This window comes from Klebsiella sp. KE9456 (assembly GCF_043832615.1).
Lineage (GTDB): Bacteria > Pseudomonadota > Gammaproteobacteria > Enterobacterales > Enterobacteriaceae > Klebsiella > Klebsiella indica.
Genome location: NZ_JBDYQK010000002.1, coordinates 287,222 through 309,320 on the forward strand (window position 1 = coordinate 287,222; position 22,099 = coordinate 309,320).

Consider the following 22,099-nt stretch of genomic DNA (forward strand, 5'->3'; position numbering starts at 1 on the left):
CGGTTATTTTCTCCGGCGTTCTGTGATGCTTCCCACAACTCCATACTTATTCTTCCGGCTTTGTGCAAATGCACAATGCGACGTGTTGCCAACTCTTCTATTCTGTTAGCCTGCTCACGGGAGGGTTACATGGCTGGCTGGCATCTTGATACCAAAATGGCGCAGGATATCGTGGCGCGCACGATGCGCATCATTGATACCAATATTAACGTAATGGATGCTCGCGGGCGCATTATTGGCAGCGGAGACCGCGAACGAATTGGGGAATTGCACGAAGGGGCGCTGTTGGTATTATCTCAGGGACGCGTTGTGGATATTGATGATGCCGTAGCCCGGCATCTGCACGGCGTGCGTCAGGGGATCAATCTGCCGTTGCGTCTGGAAGGCGAAATCGTTGGCGTTATCGGCCTGACCGGTGAACCGGAGTCGCTACGTAAATATGGCGAACTGGTTTGTATGACTGCCGAGATGATGCTGGAGCAATCACGGTTGATGCATCTTTTGGCCCAGGATAGCCGTTTGCGTGAAGAGCTGGTCATGAACCTGATTCAGGCGGAAGAGAATACGCCAGCGCTGACTGAATGGGCGCAGCGCCTGGGGATCGATCTGAACCAGCCGCGCGTGGTCGCGACGATTGAGGTGGATAGCGGCCAGTTGGGCGTCGATAGCGCGATGGCGGAGCTTCAGCAGTTACAAACCGCGCTGACAACCCCGGATCGAAATAATCTGGTGGCCATTGTTTCGCTGACTGAAATGGTGGTGCTGAAACCGGCTCTGAATGCTTTTGGTCGCTGGGATGCGGAAGATCACCGCAAACGTGTTGAGCAGCTAATTAGCAGAATGAAAGAGAATGGCCAGCTGCGTTTTCGTGTGGCGCTGGGCAACTTCTTCACCGGCCCGGGCAGCATCGCGCGTTCTTATCGTACCGCCCGGACCACAATGATGGTCGGCAAACAGAGAATACCGGAGAGCCGGAGCTATTATTACCAGGATTTGATGCTGCCGGTGTTGCTCGATAGCCTGCGTGGCGGCTGGCAGGCCAACGAGCTGGCGCGTCCTCTTGTGCGCCTGAAAGCGATGGATAATAACGGTCTGTTGCGGCGTACCTTGCTGGCATGGTTTCGGCATAATGTACAGCCGCTGGCAACCTCAAAGGCGCTATTTATTCACCGTAATACCCTGGAATATCGTTTGAATCGCATTGCTGAACTGACGGGGCTGAATCTGGGGAGTTTTGACGATCGTCTGTTGCTGTATATCGCGCTGCAGCTTGATGAGCAAAGATAGTCTGCTGTTCCCGGCAGAGCTGATCCCCGCCGGAAACAGAGCAAAACTTATTTATTGCGCGTCAGTTTTTCCAGATCGGCTTCAATTTCGCTGATCTTGTTGGTAACGACGCTTTCCAGATGACGCAGATCGTCAAGGATCTTGCGTTTCAGATCGACTTCAGTGCGATCGCGCTGACAGATTTGATCCAGCTCATCAATGATATAGCGCAGATTGGGGCTAATTTCCTGAACCTCTTTATACCCCTGGCCCACGCCGTCAGCAACAATAGTTTTGCGCTGACGCGGATATTTAAACTTAACGCTTTTGGCAAAAAACTCGCCTTTATCCTTGTGAAAATAGATTTTCAGAATGTCGTTGTTGGCTTCCTGTCGCAGGCTATAGCGATCGATTTCATCAGGATTGGTAATACCAAGACTTTTCAGATTATCGTACATAACGGTACCTTTGATGTCATCGTAATCTATGAATAATTAACGAAAAAATCTATTTCCGCCAGCGTCAAAGAGAAAAAAAGCGGGAGATATCCCGCTTTTACACTGCTTAGTCGATGGTTCGCAGGAGTTCGTTGATTCCGACCTTTCCGCGGGTCTTCGCATCGACCTTTTTCACGATGACGGCGCAGTACAGACTGTACTTACCATCTTTTGACGGCAGGTTGCCCGACACCACCACGGAGCCTGCCGGTACGCGGCCATAATGTATTTCGCCGGTTTCACGGTCATAAATACGGGTGCTCTGACCGATGTACACGCCCATAGAAATAACCGAGCCTTCTTCGACGATAACGCCTTCAACGACTTCAGAACGCGCGCCGATAAAGCAGTTGTCTTCAATGATGGTCGGGTTAGCCTGCAGAGGCTCCAGTACGCCACCGATGCCGACGCCGCCGGACAAGTGAACGTTTTTACCGATTTGCGCGCAGGAACCGACGGTTGCCCAGGTATCCACCATGGTGCCTTCGTCAACGAATGCGCCGATGTTCACATAGGAGGGCATCAGTACCGTATTGCGAGCGATAAACGCCCCCTGGCGCACGGCCGCTGGCGGAACCACGCGAAAACCTTCCTTCTGGAAACGCGCATCATCATAATCCGCAAACTTCATCGGGACTTTATCGAAGTAGCGGCTTTCCGCACCATCGATAACCTGGTTATCGTTAATACGGAAAGAGAGCAGAACCGCTTTCTTCAGCCATTGATGCGTTACCCACTGGCCGTCGATTTTTTCAGCGACACGCAGCGCGCCGGAATCAAGCAAAGAAATGACCTGGTTAACCGTTTCACGGGTTACGGTATCCACGTTTGCCGGCGTGATGTCGGCGCGACGCTCGAAAGCGGACTCAATAACGTTCTGTAACTGCTGCATTGTTAAACTCTTTCCATATGAATAAACACACTACCCTTTATCGTTTGGATTGAGGGCCTCTGTCAACCGTTGTTGCACTTCTTGTTGCAGCTCATTATTAAGGGCACGCCGGTCTGCGGTGGCGATTATAAATAAATCTTCTACTCGCTCACCGATTGTCGTAATTCGCGCGCCGTGGAGTGAGATCCCGAGGTCGGCAAACACCTGGCCGACGCAGGCTAGCAGACCCGGCTGATCGAGGGCGATAAGCTCAAGAAAGGATTTCCGCTCAGTATGCGTCGGCAGGAAATTAACCTCGGTCGGGACCGAAAAGTGTTTGAGTTTCGATGCCTGGCGACGAGGGGCCGGCGGTTGCCAGCTGCGCTGGGTGATGGTCTGTTCCAGGCCCACGCGAATCATCTCGTGCCGGTCGGTGGAAAGCGGGCTGCCATCCGGCTCAAGAACGATGAAGGTATCCATCGCCATACCGTCGCGGGTCGTAAAGATTTGCGCATCGTGGACGCTAAGGTTACGGCGATCCAGCTCGCCGCAGACCGCCGCGAACAGGTATGGGCGATCCGGGCTCCAGATAAAAATCTCGGTGCCGCCGCGCGTAGCGTGGGAACTCAGCAGGATCATCGGTTTGCTGAGATCGTGTTGCAGCAGGTTGCGCGCATGCCAGGCGAGCTGGTTTGGCGTGTGACGCACAAAATAGTTGGCGCGACAACGGTTCCAGATCTGGTGCAGCGCCTGTTCATTAATATTTTCCATTCGCAATAGCGCCAGCGCCTGTAGCTGGTGGTGGCGAACCCGCTCGCGCATATCCGGGATGTTTTGCATGCCGCGACGAAGCTGTTTTTCGGTGGCGAAATAGAGCTCGCGCAGTAGACTTTGTTTCCAGCTGTTCCACAAATTTTCGTTGGTGGCGCAGATATCGGCAACGGTCAGACAGATCAGATAGTGAAGTCGGTTTTCCGTCTGTACCTCTTCGGCAAACTGCTTGATCACTTCCGGGTCCTGAATATCCCGGCGCTGGGCGGTTACCGACATCAACAGATGATGGCGTACCAGCCAGGCGACCAGCTGGGTTTCGCGGGAATTAAGGCCATGCAGTTCGGCAAATTTGAGCACGTCCTGGGCGCCGAGAATCGAATGATCGCCGCCGCGCCCTTTGGCGATGTCGTGGAAGAGGGCAGCGATAAGAATCAGTTCTGGATGCGACAGGCGTGGCCAGAGTTCCACGCAGAGTGGATGAATGCCGCGGTTCTCCTCTTTGGCGAAACTTTCGAGCTTGAGCAGCACGCGAATGGTGTGTTCATCCACGGTATAGGCGTGAAACAGGTCGAACTGCATCTGGCCGACAATATGCGACCACTGCGGCATATAGGCCCACAACACGCTATGGCGGTGCATTGGCAGCAGTCCCCGGCTCACCGCGCCCTGATGGCGCAGCATACTGAGAAAAATGGTGCGCGCTTCCGGAATGTAGCACAGCGGCTGCGTCAGATGACGCCGGGCGTGGCGCAGGTGGCGAAGGGTGGTGGAGTAGATGCCAGTAATACTGCTGTTGCGTACCATCGTGAAGAACATGCGCAGGATAGCCTGCGGTTCGCGGATAAACAGCGTGTCATCACGTAAATCGATAAGCGTCCCACGTAGTTGAAAATCATCATCAATTGGCCGCGGCTTTTCATCCTCAGTGAGCGCGAGAATCGCCTCTTCGAACAGCTGGATCAGCATATGGTTCAGCTCACTCACCCGTCGCGTGACGCGGAAGAAATCCTTCATCATGTGCTCGATAGGCTGATTGCATTCGCCTTCATAGCGCAGTCGGCGGGCGACGCTGAACTGCCTGTCAAATAGCAGTCGGTTGTCATAGCGATTTAGCTCAAGATGAAGGGCGAAGCGAATGCGCCAGAGCTGGTGCAGACACTCGTTAAGCTCGTTCCGTTCGGCTTCTGTGAGGAAGCCGAAGCCGACCATTTCATCCAGCGAAGTGGCGCCGAAATGACGACGGGCAATCCACTGCAGTGTGTGGATATCGCGCAGGCCGCCGGGGCTGCTTTTGACGTCCGGCTCAAGATTATAGCTGGTACCGTGATAGCGCTGATGACGTGCATTCTGCTCTTCGACTTTTGCCGCAAAAAACGTTTCCGATGGCCAGAAATCATCGCTGAATATATGCTTTTGCATCTCAAGGAAGAGCGCGACGTCGCCGATAAGCAGGCGGGACTCAATCAGGTTGGTGGCGACGCTGAGGTCTGACAGCCCTTCCTGCAGGCACTCTTCGAGCGTGCGCACGCTGTGGCCGACTTCCAGCTTGATATCCCACAATAAGGTTAACAATTCGCCGACTTTTTGCGCCTGCCCATCGGGCAGCTTGTGACGGCTCAGAATCAGCAGGTCGATATCGGAGAGCGGGTGAAGCTCGCCGCGACCGTAGCCGCCGACCGCCACCAGAGCGATATGGTTAACCGAACCGAAACCGTACTCAATCCACAGTCGCTGGAGCAACTGATCGATAAATTCGGTACGCGCTTCGATCAACTTTTCTGCGGCGATACCGTTATCAAAAGCCTCTCCCAGCCAGTGCTGGAAAGTGTCGAGATGCGCTTTAATGTCGGCACAGTTAAAGTCGCTCTGCGGCCAGTCTCCCGGATTATCCGGTTGAGCGGACAGGTCGGGGGGGACAGCGTCAGGTAAAGAGTTGCTCATTGCGTCACCATAAAAAAACTATCGCCCATAAAAAATCGCCGGGAGCGATTTTTAACGTCGCTTGCGGCGGCCCAAGGGGGGACGGGCAGGGCGCCCGTCATCAACAATCGCTTGTGGCTGCCCGAAGGTATCGGGCGTGCCCGTCATAAAAAAACCGGCTGGCGCCGGCTTCTCATCATTCGTTGTGCGAGATTATCGCCGGGATGGTGTCATCCTTACGTAACGTCAGGATTTCGCAGCCGTTATCTGTTACCACAATAGTATGCTCGTATTGCGCAGACAAGCTCCGGTCTTTGGTTTTTACCGTCCAGCCGTCTTTCATGCTGCGGATCTCTTTTTTACCCGCGTTGACCATCGGTTCAATAGTGAAGGTCATACCCGGTTTGAGCACCACGTTGGTTTCCGGGGAGTCGTAATGCAATACCTGCGGCTCTTCGTGGAAGCCGCGGCCGATACCGTGACCGCAATATTCGCGTACGACGGAGAATCCTTCGGCTTCAACGAATTTCTGGATTGCCGCGCCGATGGCTCGCAGGTTGATGCCAGGCTTGACCATTTTTAGCGCCAGGTAGAGGCTTTCCTGGGTGATACGGCACAGACGCTCACCAAGAATGGTTGGTTTGCCGACGATAAACATTTTTGAGGTATCGCCGTGGAAATCATCTTTAATCACGGTGACGTCGATGTTGACGATATCGCCATCTTTCAGCCGCTTTTCGTCGTCAGGGATCCCGTGGCATACCACTTCATTGATAGAGATACAGACGGATTTGGGAAAACCGTGATAGCCGAGGCAGGCAGAGACGGCTTTTTGTTCGTTAACGATGTAATCGTTGCAGATACGATCTAACTCGCCGGTGCTGACGCCCGGTTTCACATAGGGTTCGATCATTTCCAGCACTTCAGCGGCCAGACGGCCAGCAACGCGCATTTTTTCGATGTCTTCAGGTGTCTTGATAGAAATAGCCATGGATAGTGTCCAGCTGCGTCGTTTTTGCGACAATAATAAATGATGTGCGATCAATGTTAACAGTCCGGGTGTCCTGCTGCCAAATTGAGAATCATTAACGGCAAGGCCGCGTCAACAACTGTTGGTTTCCGGTCCTGTTTTGTGGTATAAAGCGCGCCGGACTTCTGCTCCATTCGAAGACTACACAAGATGGACGGAAGCGATAAATCTCACTTTGTGTAACAACACACACGTATCGGCACATATTCCGGGGTGCCCTTTGGGGTCGGTAATATGGGATACGTGGAGGCATAACCCCAACTTTTATCTATAGAGGTTTTAAACATGGCAACTGTTTCCATGCGCGACATGCTCAAGGCTGGTGTTCACTTTGGTCACCAGACCCGTTACTGGAACCCGAAAATGAAGCCTTTCATCTTCGGCGCGCGTAACAAAGTTCACATCATCAACCTTGAGAAAACGGTACCGATGTTCAACGACGCGCTGGCTGAACTGAACAAGATTGCTGCTCGTAAAGGTAAAATCCTTTTCGTTGGTACTAAGCGCGCTGCAAGCGAAGCGGTAAAAGACGCGGCTAACAGCTGCGACCAGTTCTTCGTGAACCATCGCTGGCTGGGCGGTATGCTGACTAACTGGAAAACCGTTCGTCAGTCTATCAAACGTCTGAAAGACCTGGAAACGCAATCCCAGGACGGTACTTTCGACAAGCTGACCAAAAAAGAAGCGCTGATGCGCACTCGTGAGCTGGACAAGCTGGAAAACAGCCTGGGCGGTATCAAAGATATGGGCGGTCTGCCGGACGCACTGTTCGTTATCGACGCTGACCACGAGCACATCGCAATCAAAGAAGCAAACAACCTGGGTATCCCGGTATTTGCTATCGTTGATACTAACTCCGATCCGGACGGCGTTGATTTCGTTATCCCGGGTAACGATGACGCAATCCGCGCAGTTAGCCTGTACCTGAGCGCTGTTGCTGCTACCGTTCGTGAAGGCCGTTCCCAGGATCTGGCTTCTCAAGCGGAAGAAAGCTTCGTAGAAGCTGAATAATAAGGCATACCCTTATTTAGTACCGTGTATAAATAGGGGCCTCTTCGCGGCCCCTTTTTCACTTTCAAGTTTGTCTGGTTCCCTGAACCGGGCAGATTACATCTCCCGAGGATTAAAGAATGGCTGAAATTACCGCATCCCTGGTAAAAGAGCTGCGCGAGCGTACCGGCGCAGGCATGATGGATTGCAAAAAAGCGCTGACTGAAGCGAATGGCGACATCGAACTGGCAATCGAAAACATGCGTAAGTCTGGTGCGATTAAAGCAGCGAAAAAAGCAGGTAACGTTGCTGCTGATGGCGTGATCATTACTAAAATCGACGGCACCTATGGCATTATTCTGGAAGTTAACTGCCAGACTGACTTCGTTGCTAAAGATGGTGGTTTCCAGGCGTTTGCTAACAAGGTTCTGGATGCAGCAGTTGCTGGCAAAATCACTGATGTTGAAGTGCTGAAAGCACAGTTCGAAGAAGAACGTGTTGCGCTGGTGGCGAAAATTGGTGAGAACATCAACATCCGTCGCGTTTCTTCTCTGGAAGGCGAGGTTCTGGGGTCCTACCAGCACGGCGCGCGTATCGGCGTTCTGGTTGCGGCTACAGGCGCGAGTGAAGAGCTGGTTAAACAGCTGGCGATGCACATTGCGGCAAGCAAGCCTGAATTCGTTAAACCGGAAGATGTGTCTGCTGACGTGGTAGAAAAAGAGTACCAGGTTCAGCTGGACATCGCCATGCAGTCTGGCAAGCCGAAAGAAATCGCAGAGAAAATGGTTGAAGGCCGCATGAAGAAATTCACCGGCGAAGTTTCTCTGACCGGCCAGCCGTTCGTTATGGAACCGAGCAAATCCGTTGGTCAACTGCTGAAAGAGCACAACGCTGACGTCACTGGCTTCATCCGCTTTGAAGTGGGTGAAGGTATCGAGAAAGTTGAGAGTGATTTTGCAGCAGAAGTTGCTGCGATGTCCAAGCAGTCTTAATTTTCTAAAGGAGCCGCCTGAGGGCGGCTTCTTTTTGTGCTTAATGTGTAAAATCAGCCAGTCGCTCTAGTGGGCATGCTGAAAGTCGACATACAATGTCGCCGGAATTAACTCATCTCAATCGTTGACAGTCTCAGGAAAGAAACATGGCTACCAATGCAAAACCCGTCTATAAACGTATTCTGCTTAAATTGAGTGGCGAAGCTCTGCAGGGTTCGGAAGGCTTCGGTATTGATGCAAGCATACTGGATCGTATGGCTCAGGAAATCAAAGAACTGGTGGAACTGGGTATTCAGGTTGGTGTGGTGATTGGTGGCGGTAACTTATTCCGTGGTGCTGGCCTGGCGAAAGCGGGTATGAACCGCGTTGTGGGCGACCACATGGGCATGCTGGCCACCGTAATGAACGGTCTGGCGATGCGCGATGCGCTCCACCGCGCCTATGTGAACGCCCGTCTGATGTCCGCCATTCCGCTGAATGGCGTGTGTGACAACTACAGTTGGGCAGAAGCCATCAGTCTGCTGCGCAATAACCGGGTGGTTATTCTGTCTGCGGGTACCGGTAATCCCTTCTTCACCACCGACTCTGCGGCCTGCCTGCGTGGTATTGAGATTGAGGCCGATGTTGTGCTGAAAGCAACAAAAGTCGATGGTGTGTTTACCGCAGATCCGGCTAAAGATCCCTCAGCCACCATGTACGATCAGTTGACGTACAGCGAAGTGCTGGATAAAGAGCTGAAGGTGATGGATCTGGCCGCATTCACCCTGGCGCGTGACCACAAATTGCCTATTCGCGTTTTCAATATGAATAAGCCTGGCGCACTGCGTCGTGTGGTGATGGGTGAAAAAGAAGGAACATTAATCACGGAATAATTCCCGTGATACACTTCATCCTTCAAGCTGTCTCTGCGTTGGCTGTCTTCGCTCACCCCTGTCGCTTACGGAAGTCAAATGCCTGGGGGGTAAATGAGGGGCGTCTTTGTTCCTCACCGGGGGCAATCTCTGGCTGTTCAAATTCGTTCCTGGCGAATTTGTTACTCAGTCGCCGTCTTGATACAACTTGAATGATTTTGTGTAGAAATAAGAGTAATATTCTGCGTCAGAATCGCGGGGCTTACCCGCACTATTTTAACAGGGCTATACTTAGCACACTGCCGTTGTGTGCGACCGTCTGGTCTGACTGAGACAAGTTTTCAAGGATTCGTAACGTGATTAGCGATATCAGAAAAGATGCTGAAACACGCATGGAAAAATGCGTAGAAGCGTTTAAAAACCAAATCAGCAAAATTCGCACGGGTCGTGCTTCTCCCAGCCTGCTGGATGGCATTGTCGTGGAATATTACGGCACCCCGACTCCGCTGCGTCAACTGGCGAGCGTGACGGTAGAAGACTCCCGTACGCTGAAAATCAACGTCTTTGACCGCTCCATGAGCCCGGCGGTTGAAAAAGCGATTATGGCTTCCGATCTCGGTCTGAACCCGAGCTCTGCCGGTAGCGATATCCGTGTTCCGCTGCCGCCGCTGACTGAAGAGCGTCGTAAAGACCTGACTAAAATCGTTCGCGGCGAAGCAGAGCAGGCGCGCGTGGCCGTTCGTAACGTTCGCCGTGATGCCAACGATAAAGTGAAGGCTCTTTTGAAAGAAAAAGAGATCAGCGAAGATGACGATCGCCGTTCTCAGGACGAAGTACAAAAACTGACTGACGCCGCGATTAAAAAAGTCGATGCGGCGCTGACGGAAAAAGAAGCGGAACTGATGCAGTTCTGATTCTTTGCCGATACGTAGCCGTAATCGTCTGCGTAAAATCTGAAACGCCGTACAGGAGACCGTACGCTCAATTTTCGGGATTGCGTATATACCCTAATTCATTCGCGTTGCAGGGCAAAATGGTTAACCGTTTTGAACTGCGCGGGCGTTAACGCTAAAAGGGCGAGTATTGTCAACGCACATGCAACGTGAAGCATGACGGGTATAGATGGCGGGTTTTGCCGCTTTTGGTTATATCAAAGGCTGGCACCGCCGTCCGATAACCTGATGATTGATGCCAGCGGGCGCTGACGGCGTTTTGCTTTTTTATCCTGTCGTTATTTCTTCTGGACGCCTCATGAAGCAATTAACCATTCTCGGTTCAACGGGTTCTATCGGCTGTAGCACGCTGGATGTGGTGCGTCATAACCCCGGCAGCTTTTCCATCGCCGCGCTGGTCGCGGGGAAAAATGTTGACCGTATGGTTGAACAATGTCTGGAATTCTCCCCTCGTTACGCGGTAATGGATGATGCGCACAGCGCTGAATTGCTGCGGACAAAACTGCGTGAGCATAGCAGCCGTACTGAGGTCATGAGCGGTCAACAAGCCGCAGCTGATGTTGCGGCACTGGACGACGTTGATCAGGTGATGGCGGCTATTGTTGGTGCGGCAGGCCTGGTACCAACGCTTTCGGCGATTCGTGCCGGAAAAACGGTGCTATTGGCGAACAAAGAATCGCTGGTGACCTGCGGTCGTCTGTTTATGGAGGCCGTGCAGCAAAATGGCGCACGTTTGTTGCCGGTGGATAGTGAACATAATGCGATTTTTCAGAGTATGCCGGAAACCGTTCAGCATCATCTCGGATATGCTGATCTAACGCTTAATGGCGTGGCGTCGATTCTTCTCACTGGCTCCGGCGGTCCGTTCCGGGAAACGGCGATCTCTGAACTGGCGGCAATGACGCCGGATCAGGCCTGCCGTCATCCAAACTGGTCAATGGGGCGCAAGATTTCCGTCGATTCCGCGACCATGATGAACAAAGGTCTGGAGTATATTGAAGCGCGCTGGCTGTTTAATGCTTCCGCGCAGCAAATGGAAGTCCTGATTCATCCGCAATCGGTGATTCACTCGATGGTGCGTTATCAGGATGGCAGCGTCCTGGCGCAGCTCGGCGAGCCGGATATGCGTACGCCGATTGCCCACACGATGGGCTGGCCAACGCGTCTTCGTTCCGGGGTGAAACCGCTGGATTTCTGCCAGTTGAGCAATCTGAGCTTCTCGGCGCCGGATTATGCGCGTTATCCCTGTCTGAAGCTGGCGATGGACGCCTTTGACGTCGGTCAGGCGGCGACAACGGCACTGAATGCGGCGAATGAGGTTTCGGTGGCGGCCTTCCTGAATGGCGATATCCGCTTCACCGATATTGCGGCGATAAACCAGGCGGTCCTCGATCAACTGGCGCTGAACGACCCGCAAAGTATTGATGAGGTGCTCACCATTGACGCGATGGCCCGGGCCTGCGCGCGTCAGTTGCTGACGATGAGGGGCTAATCTGATACGCGCTGTGATATTTGTGGGCGCTGGGCTTCGGTGATATAGTCTGCGCCATCCGATCGTTGCATGTTGTTGTGAAAGATTACGGTGGCCGTGGCAAGACACGGCTTTTTTGCGTAAAGCATTTGGTTGTTCTCTGCGATTGGCCGTAGCACTGGCACCGGATGAAAATGCGTATCCAGCGCTGACCTGTGGCCGTGTTTGGTAGCTTAGCTAATCCTTATTATGGACTTAAAACGCGTGATGTTGTCTGCTAATCAAACTGTCAGCGAAATGTCGCCTGCACATGGCTGTCGCCATGTCGCCATTATTATGGACGGCAACGGTCGTTGGGCGAAGCGCCAGGGGAAGATTCGTGCCTTTGGTCATAAAGCCGGGGCGAAATCTGTTCGTCGCGCAGTCTCTTTCGCGGCAAATAATGGGATTGAAGCGTTAACGTTATACGCGTTCAGTAGTGAAAACTGGAGTCGACCGGCGCAGGAAGTCAGTGCGCTGATGGAACTGTTTGTCTGGGCGCTGGATAGCGAAGTGAAGAGTTTGCACAGGCATAATGTGCGGCTGCGTATTATCGGCGAGACGACGCGTTTCAACGCGCGTTTACAGGATCGTATCCGTAAAGCGGAAGCGTTGACGGAGAACAATACGGGGTTGACCCTGAACATTGCGGCGAACTACGGGGGTCGTTGGGATATTGTCCAGGGCGTTCGCCATCTGGCAAGGCAGGTTCAGGATGGGGGGCTGCAACCCGATCAAATTACGGAAGAGATGCTGAGTCAGCAAGTCTGTATGCATGAACTGGCGCCCGTCGATTTAGTTATCAGGACCGGGGGAGAGCATCGCATCAGTAACTTTTTGATTTGGCAAATTGCCTATGCTGAACTCTATTTTACGGATGTTCTTTGGCCCGACTTTGCGGAAGAGGACTTTGAAGGTGCACTCCATGCCTTTGTTAATCGAGAGCGTCGATTTGGCGGTACTGAACCGGGTGGCAACAATGACTGATGGGGGTCACTTTTGCTGAAGTATCGGCTGATTTCTGCTTTCGTCTTAATTCCCGTCGTTATTGCGGCGCTTTTTCTATTGCCGCCCGCGGGGTTTGCCATCGTCACGCTGGTTGTCTGTATGCTCGCCGCCTGGGAGTGGGGGCAATTTAGCGGTTTCACTTCAACGGCCCAGCGTGTCTGGCTATCATTGCTTTGCGGTCTGCTGCTGGCGTTGATGCTTTTTCTGATGCCAGAATACCATTATGACGCTCATCAACCGCTGGTGGAAGGCGCGCTATGGGCGTCATTTGGCTGGTGGATCGCTGCACTCTTTTTAGTCCTCACTTATCCCGCTTCAGCGGCCTTCTGGCGGCATTCAAAAACATTACGTTTGATTTTTGGCTTCCTGACCATTGTCCCTTTCTTTTGGGGTATGCTGGCGCTGCGGGCCTGGCATTATGCTGATGACCACTATAGCGGCGCGCTGTGGTTACTGTATGTGATGATCCTGGTCTGGGGCGCGGATTCCGGGGCTTATATGTTTGGTAAGATGTTTGGCAAGCATAAGCTGGCGCCGAAGGTTTCTCCGGGTAAAACCTGGCAGGGTTTTTTCGGTGGGTTATTAACGGCGGCGGTGATTTCGTGGGTTTACGGTTGGTGGGCGCAACTGGATGTTACGCCTGCGGTGCTGTTGGTTTGTTCTGTTGTCGCGGCCCTGGCCTCAGTGCTCGGCGATCTAACCGAGAGTATGTTTAAGCGGGAGGCCGGCATCAAAGATAGCGGAAATCTGATACCTGGACATGGCGGTATTCTGGATCGCATCGATAGCCTGACGGCTGCGGTACCTGTGTTCGCATGCCTGCTATTGTTAGTATTCAGGACGATTTGACGGAAGGTGTTATGCTGAGCATTCTCTGGAATCTGGCTGCTTTTATTATTGCGTTGGGCGTGCTGATTACCGTCCATGAATTCGGCCATTTCTGGGTTGCCCGCCGCTGTGGCATCCGCGTTGAGCGTTTTTCTATTGGCTTTGGTAAGGCGCTGTGGCATCGCTATGATAAGCAGGGAACAGAATTTGTCATCGCGCTTATCCCGTTGGGCGGTTATGTCAAAATGCTTGACGAACGCGTCGAGCCAGTGGCGCCAGAGATGCGCCACTATGCGTTCAACAACAAATCTGTTGGTCAGCGTGCGGCGGTGATTGCTGCCGGGCCAGTTGCGAACTTCCTTTTTGCTATTTTTGCCTGGTGGTTAGTCTTCATTATCGGTGTTCCAGGCGTTCGTCCGGTTGTTGGCGATATATCGCCCAACTCGATCGCCGCGCAGGCACAAATTGCAAAAGGTATGGAACTTAAAGCGATAGATGGTATCGAAACGCCTGATTGGGATGCGGTACGTATGGCTCTGGTGGCGAAGATAGGCGATCGGCAGACAATTGTTACCGTCGCCCCTTTCGGGAGTAACCAACGCCAGGATAAAATCCTCGATCTGCGGCACTGGGCGTTCGAGCCGGATAAACAAGATCCGGTCACGTCGTTAGGTATTCGGCCGCGTAGCGCGCAGATCGATACGGTTCTGGCGGAAGTACAATCTCACTCGGCGGCGCAGAAGGCGGGTTTGCAAGCGGGCGACAGGATCGTGAAAGTCGATGGTCAACCGTTAACACAGTGGATGACGTTTGTTAATCTGGTGCGTGATAATCCGGGCAGGGCGTTAGTTCTGGAGATCGAACGGCAGGGGAGTCCTTTGTCGGTAACCTTGACGCCAGATACGAAGTCCACCCGGGGCAAAGCTGAAGGGTTTGCAGGGGTGGTACCGAAGGTCATCCCGCTGCCTGATGAATATAAGACAGTGCGTCAGTACGGGCCGTTTACCGCCATCGCTGAAGCCACGGATAAAACCTGGCGATTGATGTCGTTAACGGTCAGGATGCTGGGCAAATTGATAACCGGTGATGTCAAACTGAACAACCTCAGCGGGCCGATCTCTATCGCCCAGGGGGCTGGGATGTCAGCGGAGTTTGGGTTGATTTATTATCTGATGTTCCTTGCGCTGATTAGCGTGAACCTCGGAATAATCAACTTGTTCCCGCTTCCCGTTCTTGACGGGGGACATTTACTGTTTTTGGCGCTTGAAAAGCTGAAAGGCAGACCGGTATCCGAGCGAGTTCAAGACTTTAGTTATCGCATTGGCTCTCTGTTGCTGGTGCTGTTAATGGGGCTTGCACTTTTCAATGATTTCTCTCGGTTGTAAGAGAGTTTGTTAGGAAGAACGCATAATAACGATGGCGATGAAAAAGTTGCTCATAGCGTCGCTGCTGTTTAGCAGCGCAACCGTATACGGTGCTGACGGGTTCGTGGTGAAGGACATTCATTTCGAAGGCCTGCAGCGTGTCGCTGTTGGTGCGGCCCTCCTCAGTATGCCAGTGCGTCCTGGCGATACCGTAACCGATGATGATATCAGTAATACCATTCGTGCTCTGTTTGCCACTGGCAATTTCGAGGACGTCCGTGTTCTGCGCGATGGTGATACCCTGCTGGTGCAGGTGAAAGAGCGTCCGACGATTGCCAGCATCACTTTCTCCGGCAACAAGTCGGTGAAGGACGATATGCTCAAGCAAAACCTTGAGGCATCTGGCGTACGCGTAGGGGAATCCCTCGATCGCACCACGCTTGTTGATATCGAAAAAGGGCTGGAGGATTTTTACTACAGTGTTGGCAAGTATAGCGCCAGCGTGAAAGCTGTGGTGACGCCGCTGCCACGTAACCGTGTCGACCTGAAGCTGGTGTTCCAGGAAGGGGTCTCGGCGAAAATCCAGCAGATTAACATTGTCGGCAACCACGCATTCAGCACCGATGAGTTGATTTCAACCTTCCAGCTGCGCGATGAAGTGCCGTGGTGGAACGTGGTTGGCGATCGTAAATATCAGAAACAGAAACTGGCAGGGGACCTTGAAACGCTGCGCAGCTACTATCTGGATCGCGGTTATGCCCGTTTCAATATTGATTCCACGCAGGTTAGCTTGACGCCGGACAAAAAAGGTATCTACATCACCATCAACATTACCGAAGGCGATCAGTATAAGCTTTCCGGTGTGCAGGTGACGGGCGATCTGGCGGGCCATTCGGCAGAAATTGAAGCGCTGACCAAAGTCGAACCGGGCGAGCTGTATAACGGCACCAAAGTGACTAAAATGGAGAATGACATTAAGAAACTCCTTGGTCGCTACGGGTACGCCTACCCGCGAGTTCAGTCTCAGCCGGAAATCAATGATGCTGATAAGACCGTTAAGCTGCATGTCAACGTTGATGCGGGCAACCGCTATTACGTGCGTAAAATTCGCTTTGAAGGCAACGATACCTCGAAGGATTCCGTTCTGCGTCGCGAAATGCGTCAGATGGAAGGTGCCTGGCTGGGTAGCGATCTGGTCGAGCAGGGTAAAGAGCGTCTGAATCGCTTAGGCTATTTTGAGACGGTCGATACCGATACGCAGCGCGTACCGGGGAGTCCGGATCAGGTTGATGTCGTCTATAAGGTTAAAGAACGTAATACCGGTAGCTTTAACTTCGGTATCGGCTACGGTACCGAGAGCGGCGTGAGCTTCCAGGCTGGCGTTCAACAAGATAACTGGTTAGGTACCGGCTACTCCGTTGGGATTAGCGGCACGAAAAATGATTACCAGACCTATACTGAACTGTCGGTGACGAACCCGTACTTTACCGTGGATGGCGTCAGCCTCGGTGGTCGTATTTTCTATAACGACTTCGATGCCAGCGATGCGGATCTCTCTGACTATACTAACAAAAGCTATGGTACAGATGTTACGCTGGGCTTCCCGGTTAACGAATACAATACGCTGCGCGCGGGTCTTGGCTATGTGCATAACAAGTTGTCGAATATGCAGCCTCAGGTAGCGATGTGGCGTTATCTGCATTCGATGGGGCAATACCCGGACGATACGAACGACAGAAACTCGTTCAGCGCGGATGATTTCACCTTTAACTATGGCTGGACCTACAACAAACTGGACCGTGGTTTCTTCCCAACGGAAGGTTCGCGCGTCAACCTGAACGGTAAAGTAACCATCCCGGGTTCCGATAACGAATACTACAAAGCGACCCTTGATACGGCGACCTATGTGCCGATCGATGACGATCATAAATGGGTCGTTCTGGGGCGTACTCGTTTTGGCTACGGTAATGGTCTGGGCGGTAAAGAGATGCCGTTCTATGAGAACTTCTATGCTGGCGGCTCAAGCTCAGTACGAGGTTTCCAGTCTAATACCATTGGTCCTAAAGCTGTGTACTATCCGGCGACCAGCCGTCATGACGACGACGATAGCTATGATAATGAATGTAAGAGTACGGAAACCGCGCCATGTAAGTCTGATGATGCGGTGGGCGGTAACGCCATGGCGGTCGCCAGCCTTGAGCTGATCACCCCGACGCCATTCATCAGTGATAAATATGCGAACTCGGTTCGTACTTCCGTCTTCTGGGATATGGGGACCGTATGGGATACTCACTGGGATTCTGGTGCGTATGCTGGTTATCCGGACTACAGCGATCCAAACAACATTCGTATGTCTGCGGGTATCGCAGTACAGTGGATGTCGCCGTTAGGGCCGTTGGTATTCTCCTACGCTCAGCCGTTTAAAAAGTACGATGGAGACAAAGCTGAACAGTTCCAGTTTAACATCGGTAAAACCTGGTAATTGTGTTTGGCGACAATGGAATGTGCGTGCAGTATAGCGCTGGCTATTGGCGATAACCGAGGTTATCGCCTGGCCACGCAAAGAACGGTACCCCAGGGTACTCATGGGATGGTAAGGAGTTAATTGTGAAAAAGTGGTTATTAGCTGCAGGTCTGGGGTTAGCAATAGTAACGTCCGCTCAGGCGGCAGATAAAATTGCAATGGTTAACATGAACAGCCTGTTCCAGCAGGTTGCCCAGAAAACTGGCGTTTCTAACACGCTGGAAAACGAGTTCAAAGGCCGCGCCAGCGAGCTGCAGCGAATGGAAGGCGATCTGCAGTCTAAAATGCAGCGTCTGCAGTCGATGAAAGCGGGCTCTGACCGGACCAAACTGGAAAAAGACGTGATGGCGCAGCGCCAGACTTTCTCTCAGAAAGCCCAGTCTTTCGAACAGGATCGCGCCCGTCGCTCTAACGAAGAGCGCGGCAAACTGGTGACGCGTATTCAGACTGCGGTGCAGAAAGTTGCCAAAGATGAGGATATTGATCTGGTTGTCGACTCCAATGCCGTTGCATACAACAGCAGCGATGTGAAAGACATCACCGCTGATGTGCTGAAACAGGTTAAATAAGTAATGCCTTCAATTCGACTGGCTGATTTAGCCCGGCAGTTGGATGCAGAACTACACGGTGATGGCGATATCGTCATCACCGGCGTTGCGTCCATGCAGTCCGCGAAAACGGGCCATATTACTTTCATGGTAAATCCTAAGTACCGTGAACGCCTGGCCGCTTGCCAGGCATCTGCCGTTGTGATGACGCAGGATGATCTCCCTTTTGCTCATAGTGCCGCGCTGGTCGTGCGCAATCCCTACCTGACCTATGCGCGTATGGCTCAGATTCTTGATACCACGCCGCAGCCGGCGCACGATATTGCGCCCAGCGCGGTCATTGATGGGACAGCGAAGCTGGGAGTCGGCGTTGCTATTGGGCCGAATGCCGTTATCGAATCGGGCGTGGTTCTCGGTGAAAACGTCATTATCGGCGCAGGGTGTTTCGTTGGGAAAAATACGAAAATAGGTGCAGGCTCGCGTTTATGGGCCAATGTCACCGTTTATCACGATATAGAGATTGGCGAAAATTGCCTGATTCAGTCCAGTACGGTGATTGGCGCGGACGGCTTCGGTTATGCCAACGATCGCGGCAACTGGGTGAAGATCCCGCAGCTTGGGCGCGTCATCATTGGCGATCGTGTGGAAATCGGCGCCTGCACAACAATTGACCGCGGCGCGCTGGACGATACCTTGATCGGTAACGGTGTCATCATTGATAATCAGTGCCAGATTGCGCATAACGTGGTGATTGGCGACAATACCGCGGTTGCCGGTGGTGTAATCATGGCGGGTAGCCTGAAAATTGGCCGCTACTGCATGATTGGTGGCGCCAGCGTGATTAACGGGCACATGGAGATCTGCGATAAGGTCACCGTGACGGGAATGGGGATGGTGATGCGTCCTATTACCGAGCCAGGGGTTTACTCTTCGGGTATTCCGCTGCAACCAAACAAGGTTTGGCGTAAAACCGCGGCATTAGTGCTGAATATTGATGATATGAGCAAGCGTCTCAAAGCCATTGAGCGCAAGGTTAATCAACAAGATTAGTGTCCCCCTGCCCGGCACATTAAATTTTCGGCCTGTTGCGTCCATGGGATTGCTGCAGGCCGTGTTATTATTGTCTTTTAGTATATTTGACAGGAAGAGTATTTTGACTACTGACACTCATACTCTGCACATTGAAGAGATTCTGGAACTTCTGCCCCACCGTTACCCGTTCCTGCTGGTCGATCGGGTGCTGGATTTTGAAGAAGGCCGTTTTCTGCGCGCAGTAAAAAATGTTTCTGTAAATGAGCCGTTTTTCCAGGGGCACTTCCCTGGTAAGCCGATTTTACCTGGTGTACTGATTCTGGAAGCAATGGCTCAGGCTACCGGTATTCTGGCGTTCAAAAGCGTCGGAAAACTGGAACCGGGCGAGCTCTATTATTTTGCCGGGATTGATGAAGCGCGTTTTAAACGCCCGGTCGTGCCAGGCGATCAGATGATTATGGAAGTCACTTTTGAGAAAACCCGTCGCGGTTTGACGCGTTTCAAAGGCGTTGCGCTGGTGGACGGGAAAGTGGTTTGCGAAGCAACGATGATGTGTGCCCGTAGCCGGGAGGCCTGATACGTGATTGATAAAACCGCCTTTATTCATCCAACCGCTATTGTGGAAGACGGCGCTCGTATTGGCGCAAATGCTCATATTGGCCCGTTTTGTATTGTTGGCGCTGACGTCGAAATTGGCGAAGGCACCGTACTGAAATCTCATGTTGTTATTAACGGTCATACCAAAATTGGCTGCGATAACGAGATCTATCAGTTCGCTTCCATTGGTGAAGTTAACCAGGATCTGAAATATGCTGGTGAACCGACACGTGTGGAAATTGGCGATCGCAACCGCATCCGCGAAAGCGTCACCATTCATCGCGGCACAGTACAGGGCGGTGGATTAACGAAGGTGGGCAGTGATAACCTGCTAATGATCAACGCCCATGTGGCACATGATTGTACGCTTGGCGACCGCTGTATTCTGGCGAATAACGCCACGCTCGCGGGTCATGTTTCGCTGGATGATTTTGTTATCATCGGCGGAATGACCGCTGTGCATCAGTTCTGCATTATTGGCGCGCACGTCATGGTTGGCGGCTGCTCTGGCGTCGCGCAAGACGTTCCGCCATTTGTTATTGCGCAGGGTAACCACGCAACGCCGTTTGGCGTCAATATCGAAGGGTTGAAGCGCCGTGGTTTCAGCCGTGAAGCGATCACCGCGATTCGCAACGCGTATAAGCTGCTGTATCGCAGCGGCAAAACGCTGGATGAAGCGAAGGCAGAGATCGCCGAACTGGCGGCACAGCACCCAGAAGTTCAGACATTTACCGACTTCTTTGCGCGTTCAACGCGCGGTCTGATTCGTTAATGGCTGGACAGCGTCCCTTAACGATTGCCCTGGTCGCCGGAGAAACCTCCGGCGATATTCTTGGTGCCGGCCTTATCCGCGCACTCAAGGCTCGCGTACCTGATGCCCGCTTTGTTGGCGTAGCGGGGCCGCTAATGCAGGCCGAAGGCTGCGAAGCCTGGTATGAGATGGAAGAGCTGGCGGTCATGGGCATTGTTGAAGTGCTCGGTCGCCTGCGTCGTCTGTTGCATATTCGCGCCGATCTGACCCGACGATTCACCGAACTTAAACCCGATGTGTTTGTCGGTATTGATGCCCCTGATTTCAATATCACGCTCGAAGGCAACCTGAAGCAACAGGGTATTAAAACGATCCATTACGTGAGCCCATCGGTTTGGGCATGGCGGCAAAAACGCGTTTTCAAAATTGGCAGATCCACCGATCTGGTGCTGGCATTTCTGCCTTTTGAAAAAGCGTTTTATGACAAATTCAACGTTCCGTGCCGGTTTATCGGCCATACAATGGCCGATGCGATGCCTCTGGACCCGGATAAAGGTGCGGCGCGCGATCGCCTGGGAATCGCCCGGGAGGCGCACTGCCTGGCGCTACTGCCCGGTAGCCGCGGCGCGGAAGTGGAGATGCTCAGCGCAGATTTCCTGAAAACGGCGCAGATCCTGCGAAATGATTATCCTGACCTGGAGATTGTCGTGCCGCTGGTTAATGCAAAGCGTCGCGAACAGTTTGAGCGCATCAAAGCGCAAACAGCGCCGGATCTGGCTGTGCATCTGCTTGATGGCCAGGCGCGGGATGCGATGATCGCCAGTGATGCCGCGCTGCTGGCTTCCGGGACGGCGGCGCTGGAGTGTATGCTGGCGAAATGCCCGATGGTCGTTGGCTATCGGATGAAGCCGTTTACCTTCTGGCTGGCGAAGCGACTGGTTAAAACCGACTATGTGTCGTTGCCGAATTTGCTTGCCGGACGCGAACTGGTGAAAGAGTTGCTGCAGGATGAATGCCAGCCACTGGCGTTAGCCGATGCGCTGAAGCCGCTGCTGGACGATAGCAAAGCCAGCCACGATATGCATGAGACTTTCCGTACGCTGCATCAGCAGATCCGTTGCAACGCTGATGAGCAGGCGGCGGATGCAGTACTGGAGTTAGCAAAATGATGGAATTCGTTTATCCGCACGCCCGTCTGGTTGCCGGCGTTGATGAAGTTGGCCGCGGTCCGCTGGTTGGCGCTGTGGTGACTGCGGCGGTTATTCTCGATCCGGAAAGGCCGATCGTCGGTCTTAATGACTCAAAAAAGCTAAGTGAAAAACGCCGTCTGGCGCTATTTGACGAGATCAAAGAAAAAGCGCTGTGCTGGAGCCTTGGCCGTGCGGAACCGCATGAAATCGATACGCTGAATATTCTGCATGCGACTATGCTGGCAATGCAGCGCGCCGTCGCTGGCCTGAGTATTCCTCCTGAGTTTGTCCTGATTGATGGTAACCGCTGTCCCTCACTACCCATGCCTTCGCTGGCGGTTGTTAAAGGAGACAGCCGGGTGGCGGAAATTAGCGCTGCGTCGATTCTGGCGAAGGTGACACGCGATGCTGAAATGGCTGAACTTGATCGGGCCTTTCCCCAGTACGGCTTTGCGCAACATAAAGGTTATCCCACCGCTTTTCATCTGCAAAAGCTGCTGGAACATGGTGTCATCGAGCAATACCGGCGTAGTTTCGGCCCGGTGAAACGTGCGCTGGGCCTGGCATCCTGAATTGATATGCAAGCAATTAAGTAACGCAGGA

General features: G+C 52.8%; 20 protein-coding genes. 16 read left to right on the forward strand and 4 right to left on the reverse strand.

The annotated features are described in order from the left end of the window. Positions 1-129: 129 nt before the first annotated feature. Positions 130-1,287: a CdaR family transcriptional regulator gene (locus ABK821_RS03510; protein ID WP_138362016.1), complete on the forward strand. Its 1,158-nt coding sequence runs from the start codon at positions 130-132 to the stop codon at positions 1,285-1,287. Between the two features lie 47 nt (positions 1,288-1,334). Here the strand turns inward: ABK821_RS03510 and ABK821_RS03515 are convergent, their stop codons facing one another. From ABK821_RS03515 to map, 4 genes are all read right to left on the reverse strand, one after another. Further along, positions 1,335-1,724 (reverse strand): DUF3461 family protein, encoded by a 390-nt coding sequence (locus ABK821_RS03515; protein WP_138362017.1) that lies wholly within the window; start codon positions 1,722-1,724, stop codon positions 1,335-1,337. Between the two features lie 106 nt (positions 1,725-1,830). Beyond that, on the reverse strand, positions 1,831-2,655 hold the full coding sequence (gene dapD / locus ABK821_RS03520) for a 2,3,4,5-tetrahydropyridine-2,6-dicarboxylate N-succinyltransferase (RefSeq protein ID WP_138362018.1): 825 nt from the start codon (positions 2,653-2,655) through the stop codon (positions 1,831-1,833). 30 nt (positions 2,656-2,685) lie between these two features. Next, complete coding sequence (gene glnD / locus ABK821_RS03525; RefSeq protein WP_343177920.1) at positions 2,686-5,349, reverse strand: bifunctional uridylyltransferase/uridylyl-removing protein GlnD; 2,664 nt, start codon at positions 5,347-5,349, stop codon at positions 2,686-2,688. A gap of 175 nt (positions 5,350-5,524) precedes the next feature. Next, the gene (gene map / locus ABK821_RS03530) at positions 5,525-6,319 is read right to left on the reverse strand and encodes a type I methionyl aminopeptidase (RefSeq protein ID WP_138362020.1); all 795 of its coding nucleotides are present in this window, start codon (positions 6,317-6,319) and stop codon (positions 5,525-5,527) included. A 324-nt stretch (positions 6,320-6,643) separates the two neighbouring features. On the opposite strand from map, the gene rpsB reads away from it, so the two are divergent. From rpsB to rnhB, 15 genes are all read left to right on the forward strand, one after another. Further along, positions 6,644-7,369 (forward strand): 30S ribosomal protein S2, encoded by a 726-nt coding sequence (rpsB, locus tag ABK821_RS03535; RefSeq protein WP_138362021.1) that lies wholly within the window; start codon positions 6,644-6,646, stop codon positions 7,367-7,369. Between the two features lie 119 nt (positions 7,370-7,488). Then, positions 7,489-8,340, forward strand: coding sequence for a translation elongation factor Ts (tsf, locus tag ABK821_RS03540; protein ID WP_138362022.1), 852 nt, complete (start codon positions 7,489-7,491; stop codon positions 8,338-8,340). Between the two features lie 146 nt (positions 8,341-8,486). Beyond that, on the forward strand, positions 8,487-9,212 hold the full coding sequence (pyrH, locus tag ABK821_RS03545; protein WP_004098747.1) for a UMP kinase: 726 nt from the start codon (positions 8,487-8,489) through the stop codon (positions 9,210-9,212). A 335-nt stretch (positions 9,213-9,547) separates the two neighbouring features. Continuing rightward, on the forward strand, positions 9,548-10,105 hold the full coding sequence (gene frr, locus ABK821_RS03550; RefSeq protein ID WP_138362023.1) for a ribosome recycling factor: 558 nt from the start codon (positions 9,548-9,550) through the stop codon (positions 10,103-10,105). Positions 10,106-10,442: 337 nt separating this feature from the next. Further along, the gene (gene ispC, locus ABK821_RS03555; RefSeq protein WP_308561770.1) at positions 10,443-11,636 is read left to right on the forward strand and encodes a 1-deoxy-D-xylulose-5-phosphate reductoisomerase; all 1,194 of its coding nucleotides are present in this window, start codon (positions 10,443-10,445) and stop codon (positions 11,634-11,636) included. A 246-nt stretch (positions 11,637-11,882) separates the two neighbouring features. Beyond that, entirely contained in the window at positions 11,883-12,641 is a 759-nt protein-coding gene (gene ispU / locus ABK821_RS03560; protein ID WP_138362060.1) for a (2E,6E)-farnesyl-diphosphate-specific ditrans,polycis-undecaprenyl-diphosphate synthase, read from the forward strand. Between the two features lie 12 nt (positions 12,642-12,653). Then, on the forward strand, positions 12,654-13,511 hold the full coding sequence (gene cdsA / locus ABK821_RS03565; protein ID WP_138362025.1) for a phosphatidate cytidylyltransferase: 858 nt from the start codon (positions 12,654-12,656) through the stop codon (positions 13,509-13,511). 11 nt (positions 13,512-13,522) lie between these two features. Next, positions 13,523-14,875 (forward strand): sigma E protease regulator RseP, encoded by a 1,353-nt coding sequence (gene rseP, locus ABK821_RS03570; protein ID WP_142502985.1) that lies wholly within the window; start codon positions 13,523-13,525, stop codon positions 14,873-14,875. 31 nt (positions 14,876-14,906) lie between these two features. Continuing rightward, the gene (gene bamA / locus ABK821_RS03575; protein WP_138362027.1) at positions 14,907-17,336 is read left to right on the forward strand and encodes an outer membrane protein assembly factor BamA; all 2,430 of its coding nucleotides are present in this window, start codon (positions 14,907-14,909) and stop codon (positions 17,334-17,336) included. Positions 17,337-17,461: 125 nt separating this feature from the next. Beyond that, positions 17,462-17,947, forward strand: coding sequence for a molecular chaperone Skp (gene skp, locus ABK821_RS03580; protein WP_138362028.1), 486 nt, complete (start codon positions 17,462-17,464; stop codon positions 17,945-17,947). Between the two features lie 3 nt (positions 17,948-17,950). Beyond that, positions 17,951-18,976, forward strand: a complete 1,026-nt coding sequence (gene lpxD / locus ABK821_RS03585; RefSeq protein WP_308561766.1) for a UDP-3-O-(3-hydroxymyristoyl)glucosamine N-acyltransferase — start codon at positions 17,951-17,953, stop codon at positions 18,974-18,976. Between the two features lie 103 nt (positions 18,977-19,079). Next, positions 19,080-19,535, forward strand: coding sequence for a 3-hydroxyacyl-ACP dehydratase FabZ (gene fabZ, locus ABK821_RS03590; protein ID WP_004145858.1), 456 nt, complete (start codon positions 19,080-19,082; stop codon positions 19,533-19,535). A 3-nt stretch (positions 19,536-19,538) separates the two neighbouring features. Continuing rightward, the gene (lpxA, locus tag ABK821_RS03595) at positions 19,539-20,327 is read left to right on the forward strand and encodes an acyl-ACP--UDP-N-acetylglucosamine O-acyltransferase (protein ID WP_138362030.1); all 789 of its coding nucleotides are present in this window, start codon (positions 19,539-19,541) and stop codon (positions 20,325-20,327) included. After that, complete coding sequence (lpxB, locus tag ABK821_RS03600) at positions 20,327-21,475, forward strand: lipid-A-disaccharide synthase (RefSeq protein ID WP_395033810.1); 1,149 nt, start codon at positions 20,327-20,329, stop codon at positions 21,473-21,475. Before lpxA ends, lpxB begins: the two co-directional genes overlap by 1 nt. Beyond that, the gene (gene rnhB, locus ABK821_RS03605) at positions 21,472-22,068 is read left to right on the forward strand and encodes a ribonuclease HII (RefSeq protein ID WP_138362032.1); all 597 of its coding nucleotides are present in this window, start codon (positions 21,472-21,474) and stop codon (positions 22,066-22,068) included. Before lpxB ends, rnhB begins: the two co-directional genes overlap by 4 nt. Positions 22,069-22,099 lie beyond the last annotated feature (31 nt).